Below are 21,395 nucleotides of genomic sequence, written 5' to 3' on the forward strand. Positions count from 1 at the left end.
GAACATGGTCTTGAAGTACGAAAGCCGGCCGCTTTAGGCAGCCGGCTTTCGTCGATGAAACTGTAGAGGCATGTCCTCAGTCGGTAGCGCCCGGAACCTCGTGGGCATCGCGTTCACCGATGATGATAGAGCGTTTGCCGACATGGTTTGCCGGGCCGACAATGCCTTCCTGCTCCATACGCTCCACCAGAGATGCGGCACGGTTGTAGCCGATCGACAGACGACGCTGGATGTAGGAGGTCGAGCACTTCTTGTCGCGCAGGACCACCTTTACGGCCTTTTCGTAAAGGTCGGCCGTATCGTCTTCTGCCATGGCGGTCTTGTCGAAGACGGCGCTATCTTCATCCTCGCCGTCATCGGCCTCGTCAGCATCTTCCGTTACCGTGCCCAGATATTCCGGACGGCCTTGCGTCTTAAGATGCGCGACGACCTTCTCGACTTCCTCGTCGGAGACAAATGGTCCGTGAACACGGGCGATGCGTCCGCCGCCCATCATGTGCAGCATGTCGCCCTGGCCAAGCAGATGCTCGGCTCCCTGCTCGCCGAGAATCGTGCGGCTGTCGATTTTCGACGTGACCTGGAAGGAGATGCGGGTGGGAAAGTTCGCCTTGATCGTACCTGTGATGACATCGACCGATGGACGCTGGGTCGCCATGATCAGGTGGATACCGGCGGCGCGCGCCATCTGTGCAAGCCGCTGGATCGCGCCTTCAATCTCCTTGCCAGCCACCATCATAAGATCGGCCATCTCGTCGACGATAACGACGATGTAAGGCATGGCCGTGAGGTCCATCTCCTCCTGTTCGTAGACGGCCTCGCCCGTTGCGCGGTCGAAACCGGTCTGGACGTTGCACATCACGGTCTCGCCCTTGGCGCGAGCGGCGGCAGCGCGGGCATTGTATCCATCGATATTGCGAACGCCGAGGCGCGACATCTTGCGATAGCGATCCTCCATTTCGCGCACCGCCCATTTCAGCGCCATGACAGCCTTTTTCGGGTCGGTAACGACGGGGGTGAGGAGATGCGGAATACCGTCATAGACGGAAAGCTCGAGCATCTTCGGATCGACCATGATCAGGCGGCAATCTTCCGGTTTCAACCGGTAGAGCAGCGATAGAATCATGGTGTTGATCGCAACCGATTTGCCAGAGCCGGTCGTGCCAGCCACCAGAAGGTGGGGCATCTTGGCAAGCTCGGCCACCACCGGCTCGCCGCCAATGGTCTTGCCGAGGCAAAGCGCCAGATTCATCCGCGTATCGGCGTAATCGTGGGATTCGATCAGTTCGCGGAAATAGACCGTCTCGCGCACCGGATTAGGCAATTCGATACCGATGACGTTGCGGCCAGGAATGACCGCGACGCGGGCCGAGAGGGCCGACATGGATCGGGCGATATCGTCCGACAGACCGATGACACGCGACGACTTGACGCCCGGTGCCGGTTCGAACTCGTAAAGAGTGACGACAGGACCAGGGCGCACATCGATGATCTCGCCCTTGATGCCGAAATCTTCGAGCACGCTTTCCAGCAGACCTGCGCTCTGCTCCAGCGCTTCGGGCGTCATCGTCGTCGTCTGCTGCACCTGCGGTGTCTGAAGCAGATCGATCGGCGGATACTCGTACTCGCCCTCGCCAAAGACAGGCGCATCAAGGAACATAGGCTGGTTGTTGCGCGCCACCGTGCGGGTCTCGCGGCGCGCAGCTGGCGTCTCGATGGCGACGGGTTCGACGATCTCGACAGAAGGTACAGTCTGTTCGATCGGTGCGGCTGCGACGATTTCTTCCTGCTCGCCTTGAGCAGGCTGATGGCCACGAACACCGACTTCGCGGTAGAGCGAGACAGCCGATCCGTCCAGGTCGGGGAATGCCGGCACTGTAGGCAAGCTTGGGCGCAGCTGTTGGCGAATGACGACAGGCTCAGCCGCGCGGGGCTGGCGCAGAAGCGGAACATGGATGGAAGCCGGCTGCTGAGGGGGCATAGCCGGTTTCGTCGCGGACAGGCGCTGGGCCTTCAGCCTTGCCAGTTCAGACAGACGCACGGGCTGCCGGTCGTGCGCAATCGTGCCCTCGACGTCGAGATTCATCACTTCCCAGAACATGTCGTCGGAAAGATAGGCGGCGAAGGATGGTACATCGAGCTTTGGCGTCTGCTGTTGCTCGGCAGGGAAGCAGGCGACGTCGATTTCTTCACGCGCGACAGCTTCTTCCGGCGCTTCAGCAGTGACCGGCTGGGCCGGAACTTCCCCTGACGAACCGGCATCGGCCTGCTGCAAAAGTTCCTGCTGCTGGCGTAATGCCAATTCGCGGCGCAGGCGATAACTCAATGCTCTAGCGCCTGTAGCGCCCGGAGGCTGCGGCAGGACGGCGGGTTTTGCAATACGACGCTCTACCGGTGCTGGCTGTGGCGCAGTCGAATTCGTTGCGTCGGTGGCAGTATCTTGACCACTAGGAGACTCCGACCCCACTTGCTCGCCCGGTTGATCGACGGCGACATCTTCGCCGGCAGCGTTCTTCTTGGCAAAAATGATCTGTGGCGTGCGGGAAAAGCGCACATTCGGGCCAAGCGTGAAGGCGTTTTGCCAGCCGGGCATATCGGGGCGGCCTTCGATCGCATTGGCAGCGATCTGATCGGCATGACGACCCACGGCAGCGCGCTCGGCACTCGTTAAGCTTTGCATCGGCACGCCTGATATCTGGGGATGCTGAACCATGTTGTCTGCCGATTCAGCCTCTCCCCCCTCTATCGCATTGCCTGGATTATTAAAATTGGATCGGGGAAAACGCATGACAGCCTGTACACTCATCATAAACGGACAATTGGCACAGCAACTGAGATAAAAAATAAAGGTTAACCACCTATTGCCAAAGCGGTCAGCAAAGCGAATTTCGGCAGAGTTAAAGCGAGCTGTGGCGCTCGTGCCACGCAAATCCAAGGCTTTCCGCTTCCAACTTTCTTCAGTCCTTACTGCATCGTTTTCCACAGCCTTTTGCAGCGGCTTTGAGCGGGCCAACCTCTCCCAAAAATTAATTCCGGGTCATGACAGCAAACTAAACACAGACGACTTTACAACTGACATGTTAATGCTCTATCACTCCTTCATCAGTTTTGGAGGAGCATGGACGTGACTGGTAAATTCGGCCTCTCGGCAGCGTTGACGACACCCTTTATGCAGGATGGAACGATTGCCATCGATGCGATGATCAAGCAGGCCGAGCGCGCTTTGTCGTCGGGTTGCGACAGCATCACGCTCTTCGGTACCACCGGCGAAGGGAGCTCGATTGGAACTCGTGAGCGCGCCGATATTCTGGCGTCGTGCCTCAATGCCGGTATCGCGCCGAACAGGATCGTGGTGGGCGTTCTGGTGGATTCCGCGCAGGATGCCGCCGATCAGGCCTTTGCCGCCCTCGATTCTGGCGTGCGCAACATTCTCCTCGCCCCGCCCTCCTATTTCAAGAATGTCAGCGATGACGGTCTGTTCGACTGGTTCGCCTCCGTGTTTTCGCAGATCGGCTCGGGGGCGCGCGATATCCTCGTCTACAATATTCCGTCGGTAACGATGGTGACGCTCTCGGTCGAACTCGTCGGACGCCTGAAGCAGGCCTTCCCCGGCATCGTCGTTGGCGTAAAGGACTCTTCCGGCAACTGGCCGCACACGGAGCGTCTTTTGAAGGAGCATGGCGAGCTGATCATCCTGATCGGTGACGAGCGCCATCTGGCTCAAGGCGTTCGCATGGGCGGTCAGGGTGCGATCTCCGGCTGCGCCAACTTCCTCCCCGCGGAAATCCGCGCAATGGCGGTCGATGGTAAGGATGACGAGCGCGTTCAGGATCTGGTGGTCGAACTGCTGAAATTCCCCGTGACCCCTGCCGTTAAAGTTCTCGTGTCCTACACGACGGGCGAAACGATCTGGCATGCGGTGCGTCCGCCGCTGGTTTCCATTTCCGCAGAAGATCGAAAAAAGATCGAAGCGGCATTCGGATCGCTGTTCAGCAAACAGGCGGCTTGAAAGGCGTAACGAATGGACGATGTGGCCGAACAGACGACGTTGCGGGAGAAGGCGTATGAGAGCTTTACGCACCATCTTCTCGCGCGTGACGTTCGGCCAGGTCAGTTCATCTCCCAGCGCCGCCTTGTCGAATTGACCGGCCTGCCTCTCGGCGCAATCCGGGAGGCGATCCCGCGGCTTGAAGCGGATGGGCTGATCAAGACAGTGCCGCAGCGCGGGCTGCAGGTCGCCCATATCGACATCAATTTGATCCGCGAAGCCTTCCAGTTCCGCATTCTGCTGGAAAAGGAAGCAGTGGCAAATTTCACGCGCACCGCCTCCGACGAGGCGATTGCCGACATGTTGAAGGAGCACCGGGAGATTGCCGAACTTGCCAATAGCGGCAAGGGTTCGCCTGAGCTAGATGCGCGCGCCCAGGCCGTGGACTGGGGCATGCATGACGCCTTTATCGATGCGCTTGGCAACTCGATCATCTCGAATGCCTATCGCGTCAATTCGATCAAGATGCGCCTGATCAATCAGGAGCGCTTCCGCATCGCAGGCCATGTCAAATCGGTCATGGCCGAACACCTCACCATCATCGAGGCCATCGAACGACGCGATGTCGATGAGGCCGTCGAGCGACTGGTCGCCCATATTCGCAGCGCGAGGGACAGAGCACTCGCCGTTTAAAAGATCACCATAAAGCCTGGATGAGGAGATCCTGGCGAATAAGAGGAGGAACTTCATGACACATTCATTTATGAGCCCAACACGTCGCGCCTTCCTGGCCGGCACCGCTGCACTTGGCGGGGCCGCCATGTTCGGCGTCCGCTCCGCATCGGCTGCGGTGGATTGGAAGAAGCATGCGGGCACAACGCTCGAGGTCAATCTGGTCAAGAGCCCACGTAGTGAAACGCTTCTAAAACATATCAAGGAATTCGAAGAGCTGACCGGCATCAAGGTTAATGCCGAGGCGACGCCCGAACAGCAGCAGCGCCAGAAGGTCGTGATCGAGCTTTCTTCCGGCAAACCGAGCTTCGACGTCGTCCACCTGAGCTATCACGTTCAGAAGCGCCAGTTCGAAAAGGGCAAGTGGCTCGCAGATATCAGCGGCTTCATGAAGGACCCGTCGCTGACCGATCCTTCCCTGGTCGAAAGCGATTTTGCCGCAGCCGGCATGCAGTTTGCCAAGGATAGTGACGGCGTCCTGCGCTCGCTTCCCTTCTCCGTGGATTACTGGATCCTTTACTGGAACAAGGACCTGTTTGAAGCCAAGGGTCTGAAATATCCGCAGACCTTCGAAGAACTGGTTGCCGCCGCCGAAGCGATCACCGATCCGTCCGCCAACACCTACGGTTTTGTCGCCCGCGGCCTGAAGAACGCCAATACGCCGGTCTGGACCACACTGATGCTGGGTTACGGCGCAGAGCCGATCACCGATGGCAAGATCAACACCGAGTCCAAGGAGGCGGTGGAAGCGGCCAAGCTCTACCAGCGCCTGATGACCAAAGCTGCACCTCCCGGTGTCTCGGGCTTCAACTGGGCCGAAGCGCAGTCTGCGTTTCTCCAGGGCAAGATCGGCATGTGGCTGGATGGCGTCGGCTTCGCACCGCCAATCGAAAACCCGGAAAAGTCCCGTGTCGTCGGCAAGACGGGCTATGGCGTGATGCCGAAGGGTCCGGCAGCGCAGGCCGCCGGTACATTCGGTGACGGCCTTGGCGTTGTCGAAGCCAGCACCAAGAAGGAAGCGGCCTACCTCTTCTGCCAGTGGGCGATCTCGCACGATATGGGCGCTCGTCTCCTGCAGGCCGGTGCGGGTGTTCCGTTCCGCCAGTCCATCCTTGAGGATGCGAAGGTGCGCGAAGGCGTCAAGATGCCAGCCGAGTGGCTGGATGCCGTGGTCGGTTCCGGCAAGGTGTCCAAGCTCGCGCTTCCAGTCATCATTCCGGTGACCGAGTTCCGCGACATCTATGGCGTCGGTCTCACCAATATGATCGGCGGCGCCGATCCGGCCGCAGAACTCAAGAAGGCGACCGAACAGTTCGCACCTGTTCTGGCACGCAGCGAGGGATAAAGGTGTCTATCAGCATCGAACATAGTGCAGCGGTGACGAAAGCCGCACAGGGGAGCAAGCCACCGCGGCTTACTCCCAACTACTGGCCTTTCGTCATTCCCGCTCTCGTCGTCATCGGCGCAGTGATCGTCTTCCCCTGGGTCTTTACCCTGTGGATGAGCGCGCAACGCTGGACGCTTGGGCAAGAGCAGAGTTTCATCGGTTTCGACAACTACATCCGTCTGGCTAGTGACGCGCGGTTCTGGGAATCGCTCTGGCACACACTGGTCTACACGGTGCTCTCGGTTGTCGCGCCGCTGTTCCTCGGCACCTTGGCTGCTCTTGTGTTCGATGCGCAGTTCCCGCTGCGCGGTTTCCTGCGCGGCATCTTCGTCATGCCGATGATGGCGACCCCGGTCGCCATCGCGCTGGTTTGGACAATGATGTTCCACCCGCAGCTCGGTGTACTGAACTACCTGCTCTCCTTCATCGGCATCGGTCCGCTGGAATGGATCTACAACCAGTCCACCGTCATCCCCTCTTTAGTTTTGGTCGAAACCTGGCAGTGGACGCCACTCGTCATGCTGATTGTTCTGGGTGGTCTGGCAGCCGTTCCGCGCGAACCCTATGAGAGTGCGGAAATTGACGGCGCAAATGCCTGGCAAAAGTTCCGCTACCTCACCATGCCTATGATCGCGCCGTTCCTGATGATCGCCGTCATTATCCGCTCCATCGATGCGGTAAAGAGCTTCGACATCATCTATGCGATGACGCAAGGCGGACCGGGCACGGCATCTGAGACGATCAATATCTATCTCTATAACACGGCATTCGCCTATTACGACATCGGCTATGCCTCGGCCATGGCCGTCGTCTTCTTCATCGTCATTATCGCGCTCTCCTTCGTCCTGTTGATGGTTCGTGCGCGCACCCAATGGAACGAGATGGAGGATCGCTGATGTCCCGCAGAAACTTAGACCGCATCGGCCTGTTCTTCATTGCGCTGGTGATGATTTCCCCCGTCATCCTCTTCTTCCTCTGGATGATCTCGCTGTCACTGAAATTCGAGATCGATAACGGCGCCTATCCGCCGATCCTGATCCCCGAGCGCTTCGCCTGGTCGAACTATGTGAAGGTCTTCGAGGAAAACAACTTCTTCCTCTATTTCTGGAATTCCGTGCTGGTCACGGGTGCAGCGACCATTCTGGCACTGGTTATCGGCGTTCCGGCGGGCTATGGCATTGCACGGCTGAAAGCGGAAAAGGCGGCGATCGTCATCATGATCGCCCGCATGACGCCCGGCCTCTCCTTCCTCATTCCGCTGTTTTTGCTGTTCCAATGGTTGAACCTGCTCGGCACGCTCTGGCCGCAGATCATCATCCATCTGGTGGTCACTGTTCCGATCGTCGTGTGGATCATGATCGGCTACTTCGAGACGACACCGAAGGAGTTGGAAGAGGCGGCAAGCATCGATGGCGCATCGTCCTGGCAGGTGTTCCGCCTGGTCGCGCTCCCCATCGCCAAGCCCGGCATCGTGGTCTCCTTCATCCTCGCCGTCATCTTCTCGTGGAACAACTTCGTCTTCGGCATCGTGCTGGCCAGCCGCGAAACGCGAACGCTTCCGGTCGCGGTCTACAACATGCTGTCTTTCGAGCAGGTCAGCTGGGGTCCGCTTGCCGCCGCAGCGCTGATCGTCACGCTGCCGGTTTTGTTGCTCACCATGTTTGCCCAAAAGCAGATCGTCGCGGGTCTTACCGCAGGCGCCGTCAAGGGTGGCTGATCGACAGATCGCTGGAACGAATTTCATTACAGGATAATCATCATGGCACCCGTCAATATTCAGAATGTCCAGAAGCGCTTCGGTGCGGTCAATGTCATCCACGGTATCGACATCGATATTCGTGACGGCGAATTCGTCGTGCTGGTCGGCCCGTCCGGCTGCGGCAAGTCCACGCTGCTGCGCATGATCGCGGGGCTGGAAGAACTGAGCGATGGCGAAATCCACATCGGTGCGCGGGAGGTGAGCCACCTTCCCGCCCGTGACCGCGACATCGCCATGGTTTTCCAGAACTACGCACTTTATCCGCACATGACCGTTGCCGAGAACATGGGCTTTGCTTTGAAGCTCAAGAAGGTCGATGCCGCCGTCACGAAGGCAAAAGTAGACAAGGCAGCAGGCATCCTTGGGCTTGAAAAGCTTCTGGATCGTTACCCACGCCAGCTGTCCGGTGGACAGCGTCAGCGTGTCGCCATGGGTCGTGCCCTGGTGCGCGATCCGCAGGTCTTCCTCTTCGATGAGCCGCTATCGAACCTTGATGCGAAGCTGCGCGTACAGATGCGCGGTGAGATCAAGTCCATGCATCAGCGCATCGGCACGACCACCATCTACGTGACGCATGACCAGGTGGAAGCCATGACCATGGCCGACAAGATCGTGGTGCTTCATGACGGCATCATCGAGCAGATCGGCGCGCCGCTGGAGCTCTACGATCGCCCGGCCAATCTCTTCGTTGCCGGCTTCATCGGCTCGCCCGCCATGAATTTCATTCGAGGCCGTGTCGAAGAAGGTGTTTTCCGCACGGCCAAGGGCGTAACGCTACCCTTGCCGTCAACGGCAAACCCGGCAGGACTCGGCGGGCGTGACCTTGTCTACGGTATCCGCCCCGAACATATCCGTGCTTCGGAAACGGGCATCGCGGGGCGCGTCGAACTGGTGGAAGGCACCGGCTCGGAAATCTACGCCAAGCTCAATTGCAATGGCGAAGAGATTGCCTGCCTGTTCCGTGAACGGCTGGATATTCGCTTCGGCGATACGGTGCGTATTGCCATCGACCCTGCTTCGGTACACCTGTTCGACAAGGAAACCGGCAAGCGAATCTGAGCAGCAATGCAAAGCATCACGAAGGAAGATAACCACGGTCGCCACGTACTTTGCGTCGGTGCGGCCGTTTTGGACACGCTGTTTCGCGTGCATGACATGCCGACGGGGCAAGGCAAGGTCTTGCCCTATGAAATGTTGCAGATTGCCGAGGGCATGGCATCGAGTGCCGCCTACACCGTCCGCCGCATGGGCGGGCGAGCAAGCCTATGGGGTGCTGTCGGGGATGACGAGACCGGAACTCGCATCCTGCGTGATCTATCCGAAAGCGGCATCGACACATCCGGCATGACGATCGCCGAGGGTGCGCGATCTGCGCTATCCACCATTTTGATCGATGATAAAGGTGAGCGATTGATCGTGCCCTTCTACGATCATAGGCTTCACGAGAACAAGCGCTCCTTCACGCCGACCGATCTGGCGCCGTTCGACGCGGTCCTGGTTGACGTGCGCTGGCCGGACTTGGCGCTCGACGTGCTGACTGTTGCGCGCCAGCTTGGAAAACCCGCCATTCTGGATGGAGATGTTGCGCCAGTGGAGATTTTGGAAAGACTCGCGCCCGCTGCAAGCCACATCATCTTTTCCGAACCCGCAGCGGAGCGGCTGACGAGCCTTTCCGATGTTGCCGCGATGCTGCCGGTCTTACATGCCCGCTACCCGGAGACATTTATTGCGGTCACCGCCGGGCCGGCGGGATGCTTTTGGACGGAAGCCGGCGATGCTGCGGTCCATTTTCAATCCACCATGGCGATCAAAGCAATCGACACGCTAGCCGCTGGTGACGTGTTCCATGGGACCTTTGCCCTGGCTGTCGCAGAAGGGATGGAGAGCCGCGCCGCCATTCAGCTGTCGTCCGTGGCTGCAGCGCTGAAGTGCCAGGTTTTCGGTGGACGGACGGGTACCCCGACGCGGACGCAAGCAGAAGCGGCGATGACCGCCTGGTTGGCAGAGACCGCCCTTCAAAACTGAAGAGCGGTCCGCTTCTTCTGGATCAACCGGCCAGGATCGCCAGCAGCAGCAGCGCTACGATGTTGGTGATCTTGATCGCCGGATTGACTGCCGGACCGGCCGTATCCTTATAGGGATCGCCTACCGTATCGCCGGTCACCGAAGCCTTGTGAGCATCCGAGCCTTTGACATGGCGCACGCCATCCTTGTCGACAAACCCGTCTTCGAAGCTCTTCTTGGCATTATCCCAGGCACCACCGCCCGAGGTCATGGAGATCGCGACAAAGAGCCCGTTGATGATCACGCCAAGCAGTGAGGCGCCAAGGGCAGCGAAGGCCGAGGCCTTGGAGCCGGAGATCAACAGCACACCGAAGTACACGACGATCGGCGCCAAGACCGGCAATAGCGATGGGATGACCATTTCGCGGATGGCGGCCTTGGTCAGCAAGTCCACCGCCTTGCCGTAATCCGGCTTTTCCGTGCCCTGCATGATGCCCGGCTTCTCGCGGAACTGACGACGAACCTCCTCCACGATGGAGCCTGCCGCCTTGCCCACGGCGGTCATGGCAATACCACCGAAGAGATAGGGAATGAGGCCACCAAAGATCAGGCCCGCAACCACGTAAGGGTTGGAGAGGCTGAAGGAGATTTCGCCAACATCCTGGAAGTATGGATAGGTCGCGCCATTCGCCGCGAAGTAGGAAAGGTCGTTGGCGTAAGCCGCAAACAGGACCAGTGCGCCAAGACCGGCAGAACCGATGGCGTAACCTTTCGTCACGGCCTTGGTGGTGTTGCCGACAGCATCGAGCGCATCGGTGGCCCTGCGCACATCCGGGTCGAGACCGGCCATTTCGGCAATGCCGCCGGCATTGTCCGTGACAGGGCCGAAGGCATCGAGCGCCACGATCATGCCGGCAAGCCCGAGCATGGCGGTGACCGCAATGCCCGTACCGAAGAGGCCCGCGAGCTGATAGGTGGAGATGATGCCGCCGACGATCACGATTGCAGGTAGTGCTGTCGACTCTAGCGAAACGGCAAGGCCCTGGATGACGTTGGTGCCGTGGCCGGTGACCGACGCCTGGGCGATGGAATTGACAGGGCGTTTGTTGGTGCCGGTGTAATATTCGGTGATGACGACGATCAATGCTGTGACCAACAGACCGAGAAGACCGCAGAAGAACAGATTGGTGCCGGTGATGTCCATTCCGGCCACCGTTCCAATAGAACCCCAGCCGATGGTGAGCGAGGTTGCAATCGCGAGCCCGGCAATCGAGAAGATACCGGTGGCGATCAGGCCCTTGTAGAGGGCGCCCATGATCGAATTGTTGGTGCCGAGCTTAACGAAGAAGGTGCCGGCAATCGACGTCAGTATGCAAACGCCGCAGATTGCCAGCGGATAGAGCATGGCGTTTTCCAGCACGGGCGCGCCAGCAAAGAAGATGGCCGCCAGAACCATCGTCGCTACGACAGACACCGCATAGGTCTCGAAGAGGTCGGCTGCCATGCCTGCGCAATCGCCGACATTATCACCCACATTGTCGGCAATGGTGGCCGGGTTGCGCGGATCGTCTTCCGGGATCCCCGCCTCGACCTTGCCTACGAGGTCGCCACCAACATCTGCACCCTTGGTAAAGATACCGCCGCCAAGGCGTGCGAAAATGGAAATCAGAGATGCGCCGAAGCCGAGCGAGACAAGGGCATCGATCACCTCACGCGAGCCGGTTGGATGGCCAAGCACCGAGGTCAGGATAAAATAATAAATGGAGACGCCGAGTAGGGCGAGACCGGCAACAAGCATGCCGGTGATGGCACCTGACTTGAAGGCGATGTCGAGGCCCGCGGCGAGGCTATGGGAGGCAGCTTGCGCAGTGCGAAGATTGGCGCGTACCGACACATGCATGCCGACGAAGCCGGCAGCACCAGAAAGAACCGCGCCGATGACGAAGCCGACTGCGGCTTCTGGAGAGAGAAGAAACCATGCGGCGACCGTAACGATGATACCGACGATTGCGATGGTGAGATATTGGCGGGCAAGATAGGCCTGCGCGCCCTCACGGATATAACCTGCTATTTCGCGCATGCGTTCCGTGCCCTGGTCGGCATCCAGAACGCTTTTCGTTGCCCAAATCGCATATGCGATCGAAAGGGCTCCGCATAAAATTACCAATGCAATGACGGTCATTCGCACTTACCTCCCATTGTGCCGGTTCGTCACATCTCCCCGGCGGGCGAAACCACATGCGGGGCGTGAGGCGCAGAACGCCTTACACCAGGATGAGCCACTTGTTCCCCTCCCCAGGAGAATGGCTTGCGGTTGCGAGATTGCGTTGCGACGAGGCGTCGCGTCAAGTGTGAAGATAGTGCCCGGCTGCTTATGGTCCTGATTCAGACAGCTTTTTGCTTCCGGTTGAAAATCAGCGACAGCACGAGAAGAAGGCAAAGGCCCGCGACCGGCCATATGACTAGGTTCATCACCGACCAGCCCCAGGCAGTGAAAACCTGGCCTGACGAGAAGGACGACAGAGCCACCGTACCGAACAGAACGATGTCATGAAAACCCTGTACCTTGTCTGCTTCGTGCTGCCGGTAGCTCGAGGATACGATTGAAGTCGCGCCGATGAATCCGAAATTCCATCCGGCCCCGAGCAGGATCAGCGCCAGCCAAAAGTTCCAGAGCTCCACACCCAAATGCGCAACAACGGCGCAAGCCATCAGTATGACGAGGCCTGACGCTACAACCTTTTCGGCACCGAAGCGGGTAATCAGCATCCCGGTAAAAAAGCTCGGCCCGAACATGGCGAGCACATGCCACTGTATCCCAAGTGTCGCGAGTTCGCTGGGAAAACCGCAGCCCACGACCATAGCAAGCGGCGCACCTGTCATCATGAATGTCATCAAGGCGTAGGAACCAATGCCGCAGATCATGCCAGTGATGAAACGGCGCGTGGCGATGATCTCGAGAAGCGGCCGTGCCGGAACACTGGACACTGACTGCCTCAACTCCGGCAGCTCCAGAAAACACAAGATCCCGGCGGCCAGAAGTCCAAGCGGCACGAGCGCGATGAAAGTACCAGCAAAGGTGACGGGAGCGAGCACATCCTTGCCGACGATGGCAAGCTGAGGTCCCACGATGGCGGATACGACCCCGCCTGCAAGAATGAAGGAGATGGCCTTAGGCTTATAGTATGAAGGAGAGGCATCGGCCGCCGCAAAGCGGATTTTCTGAGTGAAACCGCCGGCAAGCCCGATGAGCATAAGACCCAGAGCGAAGAGCCAGAAATCGCTGCGAAAGAGAGCGACTGCCGCCAAGGCGCCGCCCGTCGAGCAAAGGAGTGCGCCAAGAATGAAGCCTGCCTTGCGCCCGAGTAGACGAGATGCAAGCGCAACTCCCACTGCGCCGAATGCGACGCCGATGTTGAAGCCGGTGAGCGGTGCTGTTGCCAGCGATTTGTCGGCACCGAGGAGTTGATACCCAGCAAGCGCCCCGACTGAAAAGCTTAGTGGACCGGCGGAACCAAGAATGGCCTGTGCGGCGGTGAGCAGGAAAACGTTGCGCTTGGCCTCGGATAATTGGCCTTCCAGGCCCGTAATTGGCACCGCGCTCATCTGTTTCCCACCTTGCAAACCGGGATATCTCCCGCAAAGAATACAACGTGACTGTCAGTTCATCTTTGCGGGAAATCAAAAAGCGAGGACGGAAAACTTATCGTTTTGCGTCGCCGCGAACCTGCTTTGCGATGCGATCCAGCACCGCATTGACGAGCTTCGGCTCGTCATGCTCGAAGAAGGCACGGGCTATTTCGACATATTCGGTGACGATAACAGCAACCGGAACGTCTTTACGCTCAAGGATTTCGAAAGTACCAGCGCGCAGGATGGCGCGCACCGTCGTATCGAGACGCGAGAGCGGCCAGTCTTCCTGAAGGGCGGAACGCACCAGCGGGTCGATCTTGGTCTGGTCGCGCACGACACCGGACACGATGGAGCGGAACCAAGAGGGATCGGCCTTCAGATAGGTTTCGCCATCCACTTCCTTGCCGAGCCGGTGCGCCTCATATTCGGCAACCACTTCCAGGACGCCGGTGCCGCCGACATCCATCTGATAGAGCGCCTGCACCGCAGCCAGGCGAGCAGCTCCACGCTGGTTGACGGGCTTGGTGGAAGGCTGACGCGGCTCAGCGCCGTTTTCGACACTCGTCATCCGATCAACCACCCAGCTTTTTCTTCAGCTCGATCATGGTCAGCGCAGCACGTGCGGCAAAACCACCCTTGTCCTTGTCGGAGCGGCGAACCCGCGCCCATGCCTGCTCGTCGTTCTCGACGGTCAGGATGCCATTGCCGATAGCGAGCGACTCGCTGACCGTCAGGTCCATAATGGCGCGCGACGATTCATTGGCGACGATATCGAAGTGATAGGTCTCGCCACGGATGACCATTCCCAGCGCAACGAAGCCGTCATATTCCGTTCCACCATTATCTGCACCATCGAGCGCCATGGCGATCGCTGCCGGGATTTCCAAAGCGCCTGGAACGGTGATGATATCGTATGTGGCGCCGGCCTCTTCGAGCGCAAACTTTGCGCCATCAAGCAGAGCGTCGGCCATATCGTCATAAAAGCGTGCTTCCACGATGAGAAGATGAGGCTGGGACATGGGAGTTTCCTGAAAATCTGCGCCGGATCATACCGGCTTTTGGCGCGGTCAAACCATGGCTGGCCGCGCTTGGCAAGCACTTTTAACGCATTGCTGCCGCGTGCGCGACCCGGTGAACCCGATTTCTCACGCGCGATTAGCTTCTTTGCCATGCCAGATGGAGACCGAGCCCCATCAAAATCGCACCTGCTCCACGCCGGGCAACTCCTTGGGCGAAAGCCGACCGCTTCAGCCGCCCCGCGGCCAGTCCGGCCACCATGACAGCAACGAAGTCAGCAGAGGTGAAAATGATGTTCACCGCGACGCCGAGGATCAGGAACTGGAGCCAGACGGGGAATGCCGCGGCCGGATCGACGAATTGCGGCAGAAAGGCAAGGAAGAACAAAGCCGTCTTCGGGTTCAGCATTTCGACGACGACGCTATCGATAAATGCCCGCTTGGAAGACTTTTGGCCAATCGTGAAACTGCCGGTCGTGTTGTCACTGAGCCGGGCTCTCAGCATGGAAAAGCCAAGCCAGATGAGATAGCAAGCGCCGCAGAACTTGACCGCAATATAAAGCCACGGCACCGCCTGAAACAGCATCGAAAGTCCGGCAACCGCAGCAACAATGTGGATATAGCAGCCAAGATGAATGCCGAGCACGGCCATCAAGCCGGCAGCGCGGCCACGCGCCATGGTCTGTGCGATTGTATAGAGCATAGCGGGTCCCGGCACATAGGCAAACAGAGCCGTCGTAACCAGGAATGCCGCAAGCAGTTCATAAGACGCCATTGTAAGCTCCGCAGGGTTCGGCGCTCAAACGACGCCCCTTGCAATTTAATGAGCATCCTACTTCGACGGAAATTCTGCAAGCCGTGCCGCATAGCGCGCCATGGTATCGACTTCGAAATTGACGAAATCTCCAGGCTTGCGGTCGCCCCAAGTGGTCACAGTCAGGGTGTGTCGGATCAACAGGACATCGAAATCCGGTCCTTCGACAGCGTTCACGGTGAGCGATGTTCCATCCAGCGCAACCGAGCCCTTCGGTGCGACGAACTTCGCCAGATGCTCCGGCGCGCGCAGACGGATGCGCACAGCTTCCCCTTCCGACTCGACGGACAATATCTCCGCCTTGCCGTCGACGTGACCGGAAACGATGTGGCCGCCAAGCTCATCGCCTATCTTCAAGGCGCGTTCGAGATTGACGCGGGTTCCCTTCGCCCAAGCGGAGATCGTGGTAAGGCGAAGCGCCTCTTCCCAGGCCTCGACTTCATACCACCGTTCGTTGCTCCCCTCTTCCGGCAACTTCGTCACCGTCAGGCAGACGCCGCCATGGGAAATGGACGCGCCCATATCGATGGTTTTCGGATCGTAGTTGGTTGCGACGCGCAAGCGCACGCCCTCAGCAAGCGGGTGAAGCTCGGACACGGTTCCGACGTCGGTGACGATCCCGGTAAACATCAAAGCGGCCTTTCATAATCGAAACAGCGATCGCGACCATAGACGGTCTCGCTGGCAAGGAAATAGTCCTGTGGGATATCGGCGCGCCGGACCGGTGTTTCAATACCATCAGCACCGATGATGACCGGGCTTTCGAACAGCAGGATCCGATCAACGAACCCGGCATCCAAAAACGCGCGGGCGGCAACGGCCCCGCCTTCTACAAGAAGCTCTGACATTCCACGCTCAGCGAGCGCACGCAAAAGTGCATCGAGACTGGCTGCCTCGAGTATTTCCACGCCTTCCGCTTCCAGCAGGTGCCCCTGGAGCTTTCGGTGAGTATAGTCGTAGGGAAGGTCCGTTACGACGATGGTCTTTACCTGCCGCGCGGTTTTTACCAGCTTTGAGGTCAGGGGCAGTTCAAGCCGCTTGTCGAGCACCAGACGCACAGGCGAGCGATCCTCAAGGCCTGGAATGCGAACCGTCAGTTCCGGATCGTCGGCGATCGCAGTTCGGATGCCGACGAGAATGGCGTCGCAACGCGCGCGCAACTCATGCACGGCATGGCGCGACTCCGGACCTGTGATAGCGATCTGGCCCTCACCCTGGCGACCGATCATGCCGTCGGCGGAAACAGCAAGTTTCAGCACGACGTGAGCGCGTCGCCTGATCTTGCGTGTGAGATAGGCTGCAAGCGCCCTCTCGCCCTCCTCGCGCAGCACCCCCGTCTCGACATCGATACCGGCATTGCGCAGGATGCGATAGCCGCGTCCCGCAACGCGCTCATCAGGGTCATCCACGGCGACGACGACACGTGCAATGCCTCTGTCGACCAGGGCATTGGCGCAAGGGGGCGCCTTTCCCCAATGGGCGCAGGGCTCGAGCGTGACATAGGCTGTCGCGCCTTGGGCTGCTTCGCCTGCCATATCCAGTGCGTTGCGCTCTGCATGCGGTCTGCCGCCAACGGAGGTAATGCCTTCGGCGACGATCACGCCATCCTTGACGAGAACGCAGCCAACGGCAGGATTGGTATCGGTGAAGCCAGTGTTCTGACGCGAAATTTCAATGGCGTGCGCCATGAATCTTTCGTCTTCGGCCCGGGGAGCCACAGTATCAGGTCCCGGAATCTGTATCGCGGGCGATCTTGGCGTTGATTTCCGCAATCACGTTTTCGAAATCCTCGGCGTGAGAGAAATCGCGGTACACCGAGGCGTAGCGAACGAACGCCACATCATCCAGGCTTTTGAGGGCTTCCAGCACCTGGAGGCCGATTTCTTCCGACGAGATTTCGGTTTCGCCAGAGCTTTCCAGCCGCCGAACGATGCCGGAAACGGCGCGCTCGATACGGTCGCGATCGACCGGGCGCTTGCGAAGTGCGATCTCGAAAGATCGTACCAGCTTCTCCCGGTCGAATGCCAGCTTGCGGCCGCTCTTCTTGATAACCATCAACTCGCGCAACTGAACGCGCTCATAGGTGGTGAAACGGCCGCCGCAATCCGGGCAGATGCGCCGCCGGCGGATGGAGGTGTTATCCTCCGCCGGACGTGAGTCCTTGACCTGAGTGTCTTCAGAACCGCAGAAAGGGCAGCGCATCCAGTTGCTTTCTTACATGTAAGGGTACATCGGGAAACGATCGGTCAGTGCAACGACCTTCTCGCGTACAGTCGCTTCCACAGCGGCATTGCCTTCGTCGGAATTGGCAACCTTCAAACCGTCGAGAACTTCGACGATCAACTTACCGATTTCGCGGAACTCGGCTTCCTTGAAGCCACGGGTCGTACCAGCCGGCGTGCCAAGGCGAATACCGGAGGTGACGAAAGGCTTTTCCGGGTCGAAAGGAATGCCGTTCTTGTTGCAAGTAATGTAGGCGCGGCCCAGTGCTGCTTCCGCACGCTTGCCAGTGGCGTTTTTCTTGCGAAGATCGACCAGCATCAGGTGGTTATCCGTGCCGCCGGAAACGACGTCAACGCCGCCTTCGATGAGCGTTTCGGACAGCGCCTTGGCGTTCTTGACGATCTGGGCTGCGTAATCTTTGAATTCCGGCTTCAGCGCTTCACCGAAGGCAACGGCCTTGGCGGCGATGACATGCATCAGCGGGCCACCCTGGAGGCCTGGGAAGACTGCCGAGTTGAACTTCTTGGCAAGATCTTCGTCGTTGGTCAGGATCATGCCGCCGCGCGGGCCGCGCAGAGACTTGTGCGTGGTGGTGGTTGCCACATGCGCATGTGGGAACGGCGACGGATGCTGGCCACCGGCAACGAGGCCTGCAATATGCGCCATGTCGACCATGAGATAAGCGCCGACTTCGTCTGCGATCTCGCGGAAGCGCTTCCAGTCCCAAACGCGGGAGTAAGCAGTGCCGCCAGCCAGGATGAGCTTCGGTTTGGTTTCCTTGGCCTTGCGTTCCACTTCGTCCATGTCGAGCAGGTTGTCGCCTTCACGAACGCCATAGGAGACGACGTTGAACCACTTGCCGGACATGTTGACCGGCGAACCGTGGGTCAAGTGACCTCCCGAATTCAGGTCGAGACCCATGAACGTATCGCCCGGCTGCAACAGCGCGAGGAAAACGGCCTGGTTCATCTGCGAACCGGAGTTTGGCTGAACGTTGGCAAAGTTGACGCCGAACAGCTTCTTTGCGCGGTCGATGGCAAGCTCTTCGGCAATATCGACGAACTGGCAGCCACCATAATAGCGCTTGCCCGGATAGCCTTCAGCGTACTTGTTGGTCATGATCGAGCCCTGGGCTTCGAGCACGGCGCGGGACACGATGTTTTCCGAGGCAATCAGCTCGATCTCGTGACGCTGGCGACCCAGCTCCTTCTCGATCGCGCCAAAGATATCCGGATCGATTTCGGCAAGCGGCTTGGAGAAGAAGGCATCTGTGTTCGACATGATGAAGGCTCCTGAAACAGTAATGCGATGGCGTCTTAGCGCTCCACCCGTATAAGAGCAATAAGCGCAGCGAGATTTGACCGTCAAACTGCGACGTCCTGCATAAAAAATGCAAAATGCGCGACATTGACCAAATAAAAAAGCCGCGCTCGATAGAGCACGGCTTCCTGAACTTTTGTGGTCAGCGATCAGTTGCGCGGCAACAGATCCTCGCCGATGGAACCGGAAGGCTGCTCCTGGGTGTTGGTCGTGTTCAACGCCAGTTCGGCATTGCCGTCATTGCCGTAGATATCGTCACGGAACTGCACCACGCCATCCTTTGCCGACCATGCGGTGATGTAGACAAAGTAGACCGGGATTTCGGTGGAGAGTTTGATCGGCGTGTTGACGCGGCTTGCAATAACGCGCTCGATTTCCTGACGCGACCAGCCGGGCGTGTCACGCAGCATCCAACTCGTCAGGTCGCGCACGTTCTGCACACGCACGCAACCGGAGGATTCGAAGCGCATCAGCTTGTTGAACAGGCCCTGCTGCGGCGTGTCGTGCATGTATTCGTTGTTCGGGTTGTGGAAGTTGATCTTGGTCGAGGACATAGCGTTGTTTTTGCCGGGGTCCTGACGGAACATCAGGTTCGGAGCCTTGGGCGCAAACCAGTCGACCGTCTGCGGAGACACTTCCTGGCCACGACCATCCAAAAGACGGATGTTGTTGCGCTCCAGATAGGTCGGGTCCTTCTGCATCAGCGGAACGATGTCTTTCTCGACGATCGAGCGCGGAGCCGTCCAGTATGGATTGAGAATAATCTCGTAAATCTTGGAGTTGATAATGTGCGTCGGGCGGCTGGCGCGGCCGACGACTGCCGTATTGCGCAGAACCACGCGATTGTTCTCGACAGCTTCGATCGAGGCAGCCGGGATATTCACCATCACGTGGCGCTGGCCGAGGTCGCCAGCCATCGTCTGAATGCGGATAAGGTTGGTCTGCAACTGCGCCATGCGCAGCTGCGCAGAAACGTTCAGCGCCTTAAGCGTATATTCGCCGATCACGCCGTCTGCCGGAAGGCCGTGGCGCGCCTGGAACCGCTTGAGCGCACCATCGACGTAAGAATCGAAGGCGCTGGAAATACCCGCTTCGCGCGGCAAGTCACCCGAAACCATCAAACGCTGGCGAAGCGCCTGGACGGACGGATCGCTGACGCCGATCTGCAGACGCTGCTGGCTTGACGGCACTTCCGGCCAGCCACCATTGGAGACGATCTGCTGATACTGCATGATCGCCTGTTGCATGTAGGCGGGCGCCTCGGGGCCAAGAACCGGATTGTTGGAAACGACGCCAACGGCCGAGCGCGAGGAGTTCGCATCGAACTGATCGTCCCAGTTGCCGCGGCGCGACGATCCGATCAGATCGTTGAACGCGTCCTGCGCCAGCGCAGGTGCTGCCAGCGCGACAGCGCCGAGCGAAACGGCGGAGCGCAGCATGGCGCGGCGAGAGAGCAATTCGGGCACGGATTTCTTAGTCATTCTACCTACCAGCCAATTCGTCAGGCAACCTTATGGATGCCTAGAACAACATGATTAACAAACGTTTTCGGACGCCTGCCGGCAGGAAATACTTCACGCGAAAAAAACGACGCATCATGCGATGATAGAAGAGACCGCCGGCTCCCTCGCTTTGGCGGTCCCATACCAATATGGCCAATTCGTGTCACCTCGGCACTGCTCACGAAGCTGTGTCGCGGGGCGTTTTCAACGTGACCCGCACAAAAATGCAACAAGCCGGACGCGTTTTGGCATCCGGCTTTGCAAATATGGATGGCGCTGCTCTTAGAGGCGATATGCGATCGAGTCGTTCCAGAAGCGATCCAGGCGCTGGAGCAGCTTGTTCATTTCGGCGAATTCGCCGGTGCCGATGCCGCCAACCTTTTCGATCGAGCCGATGTGGCGTTCATAGAGGCGAGCGACCGTTTCGGCGATATCCTGACCCTTATCGGTGAGAGAGATACGAACCGAGCGGCGGTCGATGCGCGAGCGCTGGTGGTTGATGAAACCGAGGTCGACCAGCTTCTTGACGTTGTAGGAAACGTTGGAGCCGAGGTAGTAACCACGCGAGCGAAGCTCGCCTGCGGTCAGTTCGGAGGTGCCGATGTTGAAGAGGAGCAGCGCCTGAACGGCGTTGACGTCATCACGGCCCTGACGGTCGAACTCGTCCTTGATGACATCGAGAAGGCGGCGGTGCAGGCGTTCGACCAGGTGGAGAGACTCCATGTAGAGCGAACGGATGGCTTCTTCCTGTACGTCGGTTACAACTGCCTGTGGCTTTGCTTTGCTATTGATCATGACTGCCTCACTGTTTGTTTGGCGGTGTTGATTTTGTTTCCCGCCTTGAGAACAAACCTAAGCAATGCGCATAAAATTCTACTTAAAATGCATCATTAACGAGTGGTTACCGCAGACCAGCGCCTGGAAGCCAATGCACCAGAGGAATAGAGACGGATTTTCGATTTCCAACAAATTCAATCACTTGCACCGATAAAAACGTGAAAATCGCGCCAAAACAGCTTT

19 protein-coding genes are annotated in these 21,395 nt (G+C 58.8%); 7 read left to right on the plus strand and 12 right to left on the minus strand.

What is annotated here, in order from left to right:
- Positions 1–76: 76 nt before the first annotated feature.
- Positions 77–2,806 (minus strand): DNA translocase FtsK, encoded by a 2,730-nt coding sequence (locus tag QZ869_RS05215; protein ID WP_296103012.1) that lies wholly within the window; start codon positions 2,804–2,806, stop codon positions 77–79.
- A gap of 315 nt (positions 2,807–3,121) precedes the next feature.
- Here QZ869_RS05215 and QZ869_RS05220 point away from each other — a divergent pair, with 315 nt between their 5' ends.
- From QZ869_RS05220 to QZ869_RS05250, 7 genes are read left to right on the plus strand one after another with little or no spacing between them, the layout of a single operon-like run.
- On the plus strand, positions 3,122–4,006 hold the full coding sequence (locus tag QZ869_RS05220; RefSeq protein ID WP_296103015.1) for a dihydrodipicolinate synthase family protein: 885 nt from the start codon (positions 3,122–3,124) through the stop codon (positions 4,004–4,006).
- 12 nt (positions 4,007–4,018) lie between these two features.
- Positions 4,019–4,678: a GntR family transcriptional regulator gene (locus QZ869_RS05225; protein WP_296013867.1), complete on the plus strand. Its 660-nt coding sequence runs from the start codon at positions 4,019–4,021 to the stop codon at positions 4,676–4,678.
- 55 nt (positions 4,679–4,733) lie between these two features.
- The gene (locus tag QZ869_RS05230) at positions 4,734–6,062 is read left to right on the plus strand and encodes a sugar ABC transporter substrate-binding protein (RefSeq protein ID WP_296103017.1); all 1,329 of its coding nucleotides are present in this window, start codon (positions 4,734–4,736) and stop codon (positions 6,060–6,062) included.
- A 2-nt stretch (positions 6,063–6,064) separates the two neighbouring features.
- Positions 6,065–7,000, plus strand: a complete 936-nt coding sequence (locus QZ869_RS05235; RefSeq protein WP_296101066.1) for a carbohydrate ABC transporter permease — start codon at positions 6,065–6,067, stop codon at positions 6,998–7,000.
- Entirely contained in the window at positions 7,000–7,821 is an 822-nt protein-coding gene (locus QZ869_RS05240) for a carbohydrate ABC transporter permease (RefSeq protein ID WP_062423513.1), read from the plus strand. The genes QZ869_RS05235 and QZ869_RS05240 overlap by 1 nt, the downstream gene beginning before the upstream one ends.
- Before the next feature lie 42 nt (positions 7,822–7,863).
- Positions 7,864–8,922 (plus strand): ABC transporter ATP-binding protein, encoded by a 1,059-nt coding sequence (locus QZ869_RS05245; RefSeq protein WP_296013874.1) that lies wholly within the window; start codon positions 7,864–7,866, stop codon positions 8,920–8,922.
- 6 nt (positions 8,923–8,928) lie between these two features.
- Entirely contained in the window at positions 8,929–9,888 is a 960-nt protein-coding gene (locus QZ869_RS05250; RefSeq protein WP_296103020.1) for a sugar kinase, read from the plus strand.
- Between the two features lie 22 nt (positions 9,889–9,910).
- On the opposite strand, the gene QZ869_RS05255 is transcribed toward QZ869_RS05250, so the two are convergent.
- The 11 genes from QZ869_RS05255 to QZ869_RS05305 form a co-directional block, all read right to left on the minus strand.
- A complete protein-coding gene (locus tag QZ869_RS05255) occupies positions 9,911–12,049 on the minus strand; it encodes a sodium-translocating pyrophosphatase (RefSeq protein ID WP_296103022.1) in 2,139 nt (712 codons plus the stop codon).
- Between the two features lie 203 nt (positions 12,050–12,252).
- Positions 12,253–13,473 carry an MFS transporter gene (locus QZ869_RS05260; RefSeq protein ID WP_296103024.1) on the minus strand — a complete coding sequence of 407 codons (1,221 nt, stop codon included), beginning with the start codon at positions 13,471–13,473 and terminating at the stop codon, positions 12,253–12,255.
- A 97-nt stretch (positions 13,474–13,570) separates the two neighbouring features.
- Positions 13,571–14,068, minus strand: coding sequence for a transcription antitermination factor NusB (nusB, locus tag QZ869_RS05265; RefSeq protein ID WP_296103027.1), 498 nt, complete (start codon positions 14,066–14,068; stop codon positions 13,571–13,573).
- A gap of 4 nt (positions 14,069–14,072) precedes the next feature.
- Positions 14,073–14,519, minus strand: coding sequence for a 6,7-dimethyl-8-ribityllumazine synthase (gene ribH / locus QZ869_RS05270; protein ID WP_296013881.1), 447 nt, complete (start codon positions 14,517–14,519; stop codon positions 14,073–14,075).
- Between the two features lie 136 nt (positions 14,520–14,655).
- Positions 14,656–15,291 (minus strand): LysE family translocator, encoded by a 636-nt coding sequence (locus QZ869_RS05275; protein WP_296103028.1) that lies wholly within the window; start codon positions 15,289–15,291, stop codon positions 14,656–14,658.
- Between the two features lie 57 nt (positions 15,292–15,348).
- Positions 15,349–15,960 (minus strand): riboflavin synthase, encoded by a 612-nt coding sequence (locus QZ869_RS05280; RefSeq protein WP_296013884.1) that lies wholly within the window; start codon positions 15,958–15,960, stop codon positions 15,349–15,351.
- A complete protein-coding gene (gene ribD, locus QZ869_RS05285; protein ID WP_296103031.1) occupies positions 15,960–17,048 on the minus strand; it encodes a bifunctional diaminohydroxyphosphoribosylaminopyrimidine deaminase/5-amino-6-(5-phosphoribosylamino)uracil reductase RibD in 1,089 nt (362 codons plus the stop codon). The genes QZ869_RS05280 and ribD overlap by 1 nt, the downstream gene beginning before the upstream one ends.
- 4 nt (positions 17,049–17,052) lie before the next feature.
- Positions 17,053–17,532: a transcriptional regulator NrdR gene (nrdR, locus tag QZ869_RS05290; protein ID WP_296013887.1), complete on the minus strand. Its 480-nt coding sequence runs from the start codon at positions 17,530–17,532 to the stop codon at positions 17,053–17,055.
- A 12-nt stretch (positions 17,533–17,544) separates the two neighbouring features.
- Positions 17,545–18,834 (minus strand): serine hydroxymethyltransferase, encoded by a 1,290-nt coding sequence (gene glyA / locus QZ869_RS05295; protein ID WP_296038337.1) that lies wholly within the window; start codon positions 18,832–18,834, stop codon positions 17,545–17,547.
- 188 nt (positions 18,835–19,022) lie between these two features.
- Positions 19,023–20,354, minus strand: coding sequence for a murein L,D-transpeptidase (locus QZ869_RS05300; protein WP_296101073.1), 1,332 nt, complete (start codon positions 20,352–20,354; stop codon positions 19,023–19,025).
- Positions 20,355–20,657: 303 nt separating this feature from the next.
- Positions 20,658–21,167 carry a winged helix DNA-binding protein gene (locus QZ869_RS05305; protein WP_186330162.1) on the minus strand — a complete coding sequence of 170 codons (510 nt, stop codon included), beginning with the start codon at positions 21,165–21,167 and terminating at the stop codon, positions 20,658–20,660.
- Positions 21,168–21,395 lie beyond the last annotated feature (228 nt).

Origin of the sequence: uncultured Agrobacterium sp. (assembly GCF_913777885.1) — a bacterium.
GTDB lineage: Bacteria > Pseudomonadota > Alphaproteobacteria > Rhizobiales > Rhizobiaceae > Agrobacterium.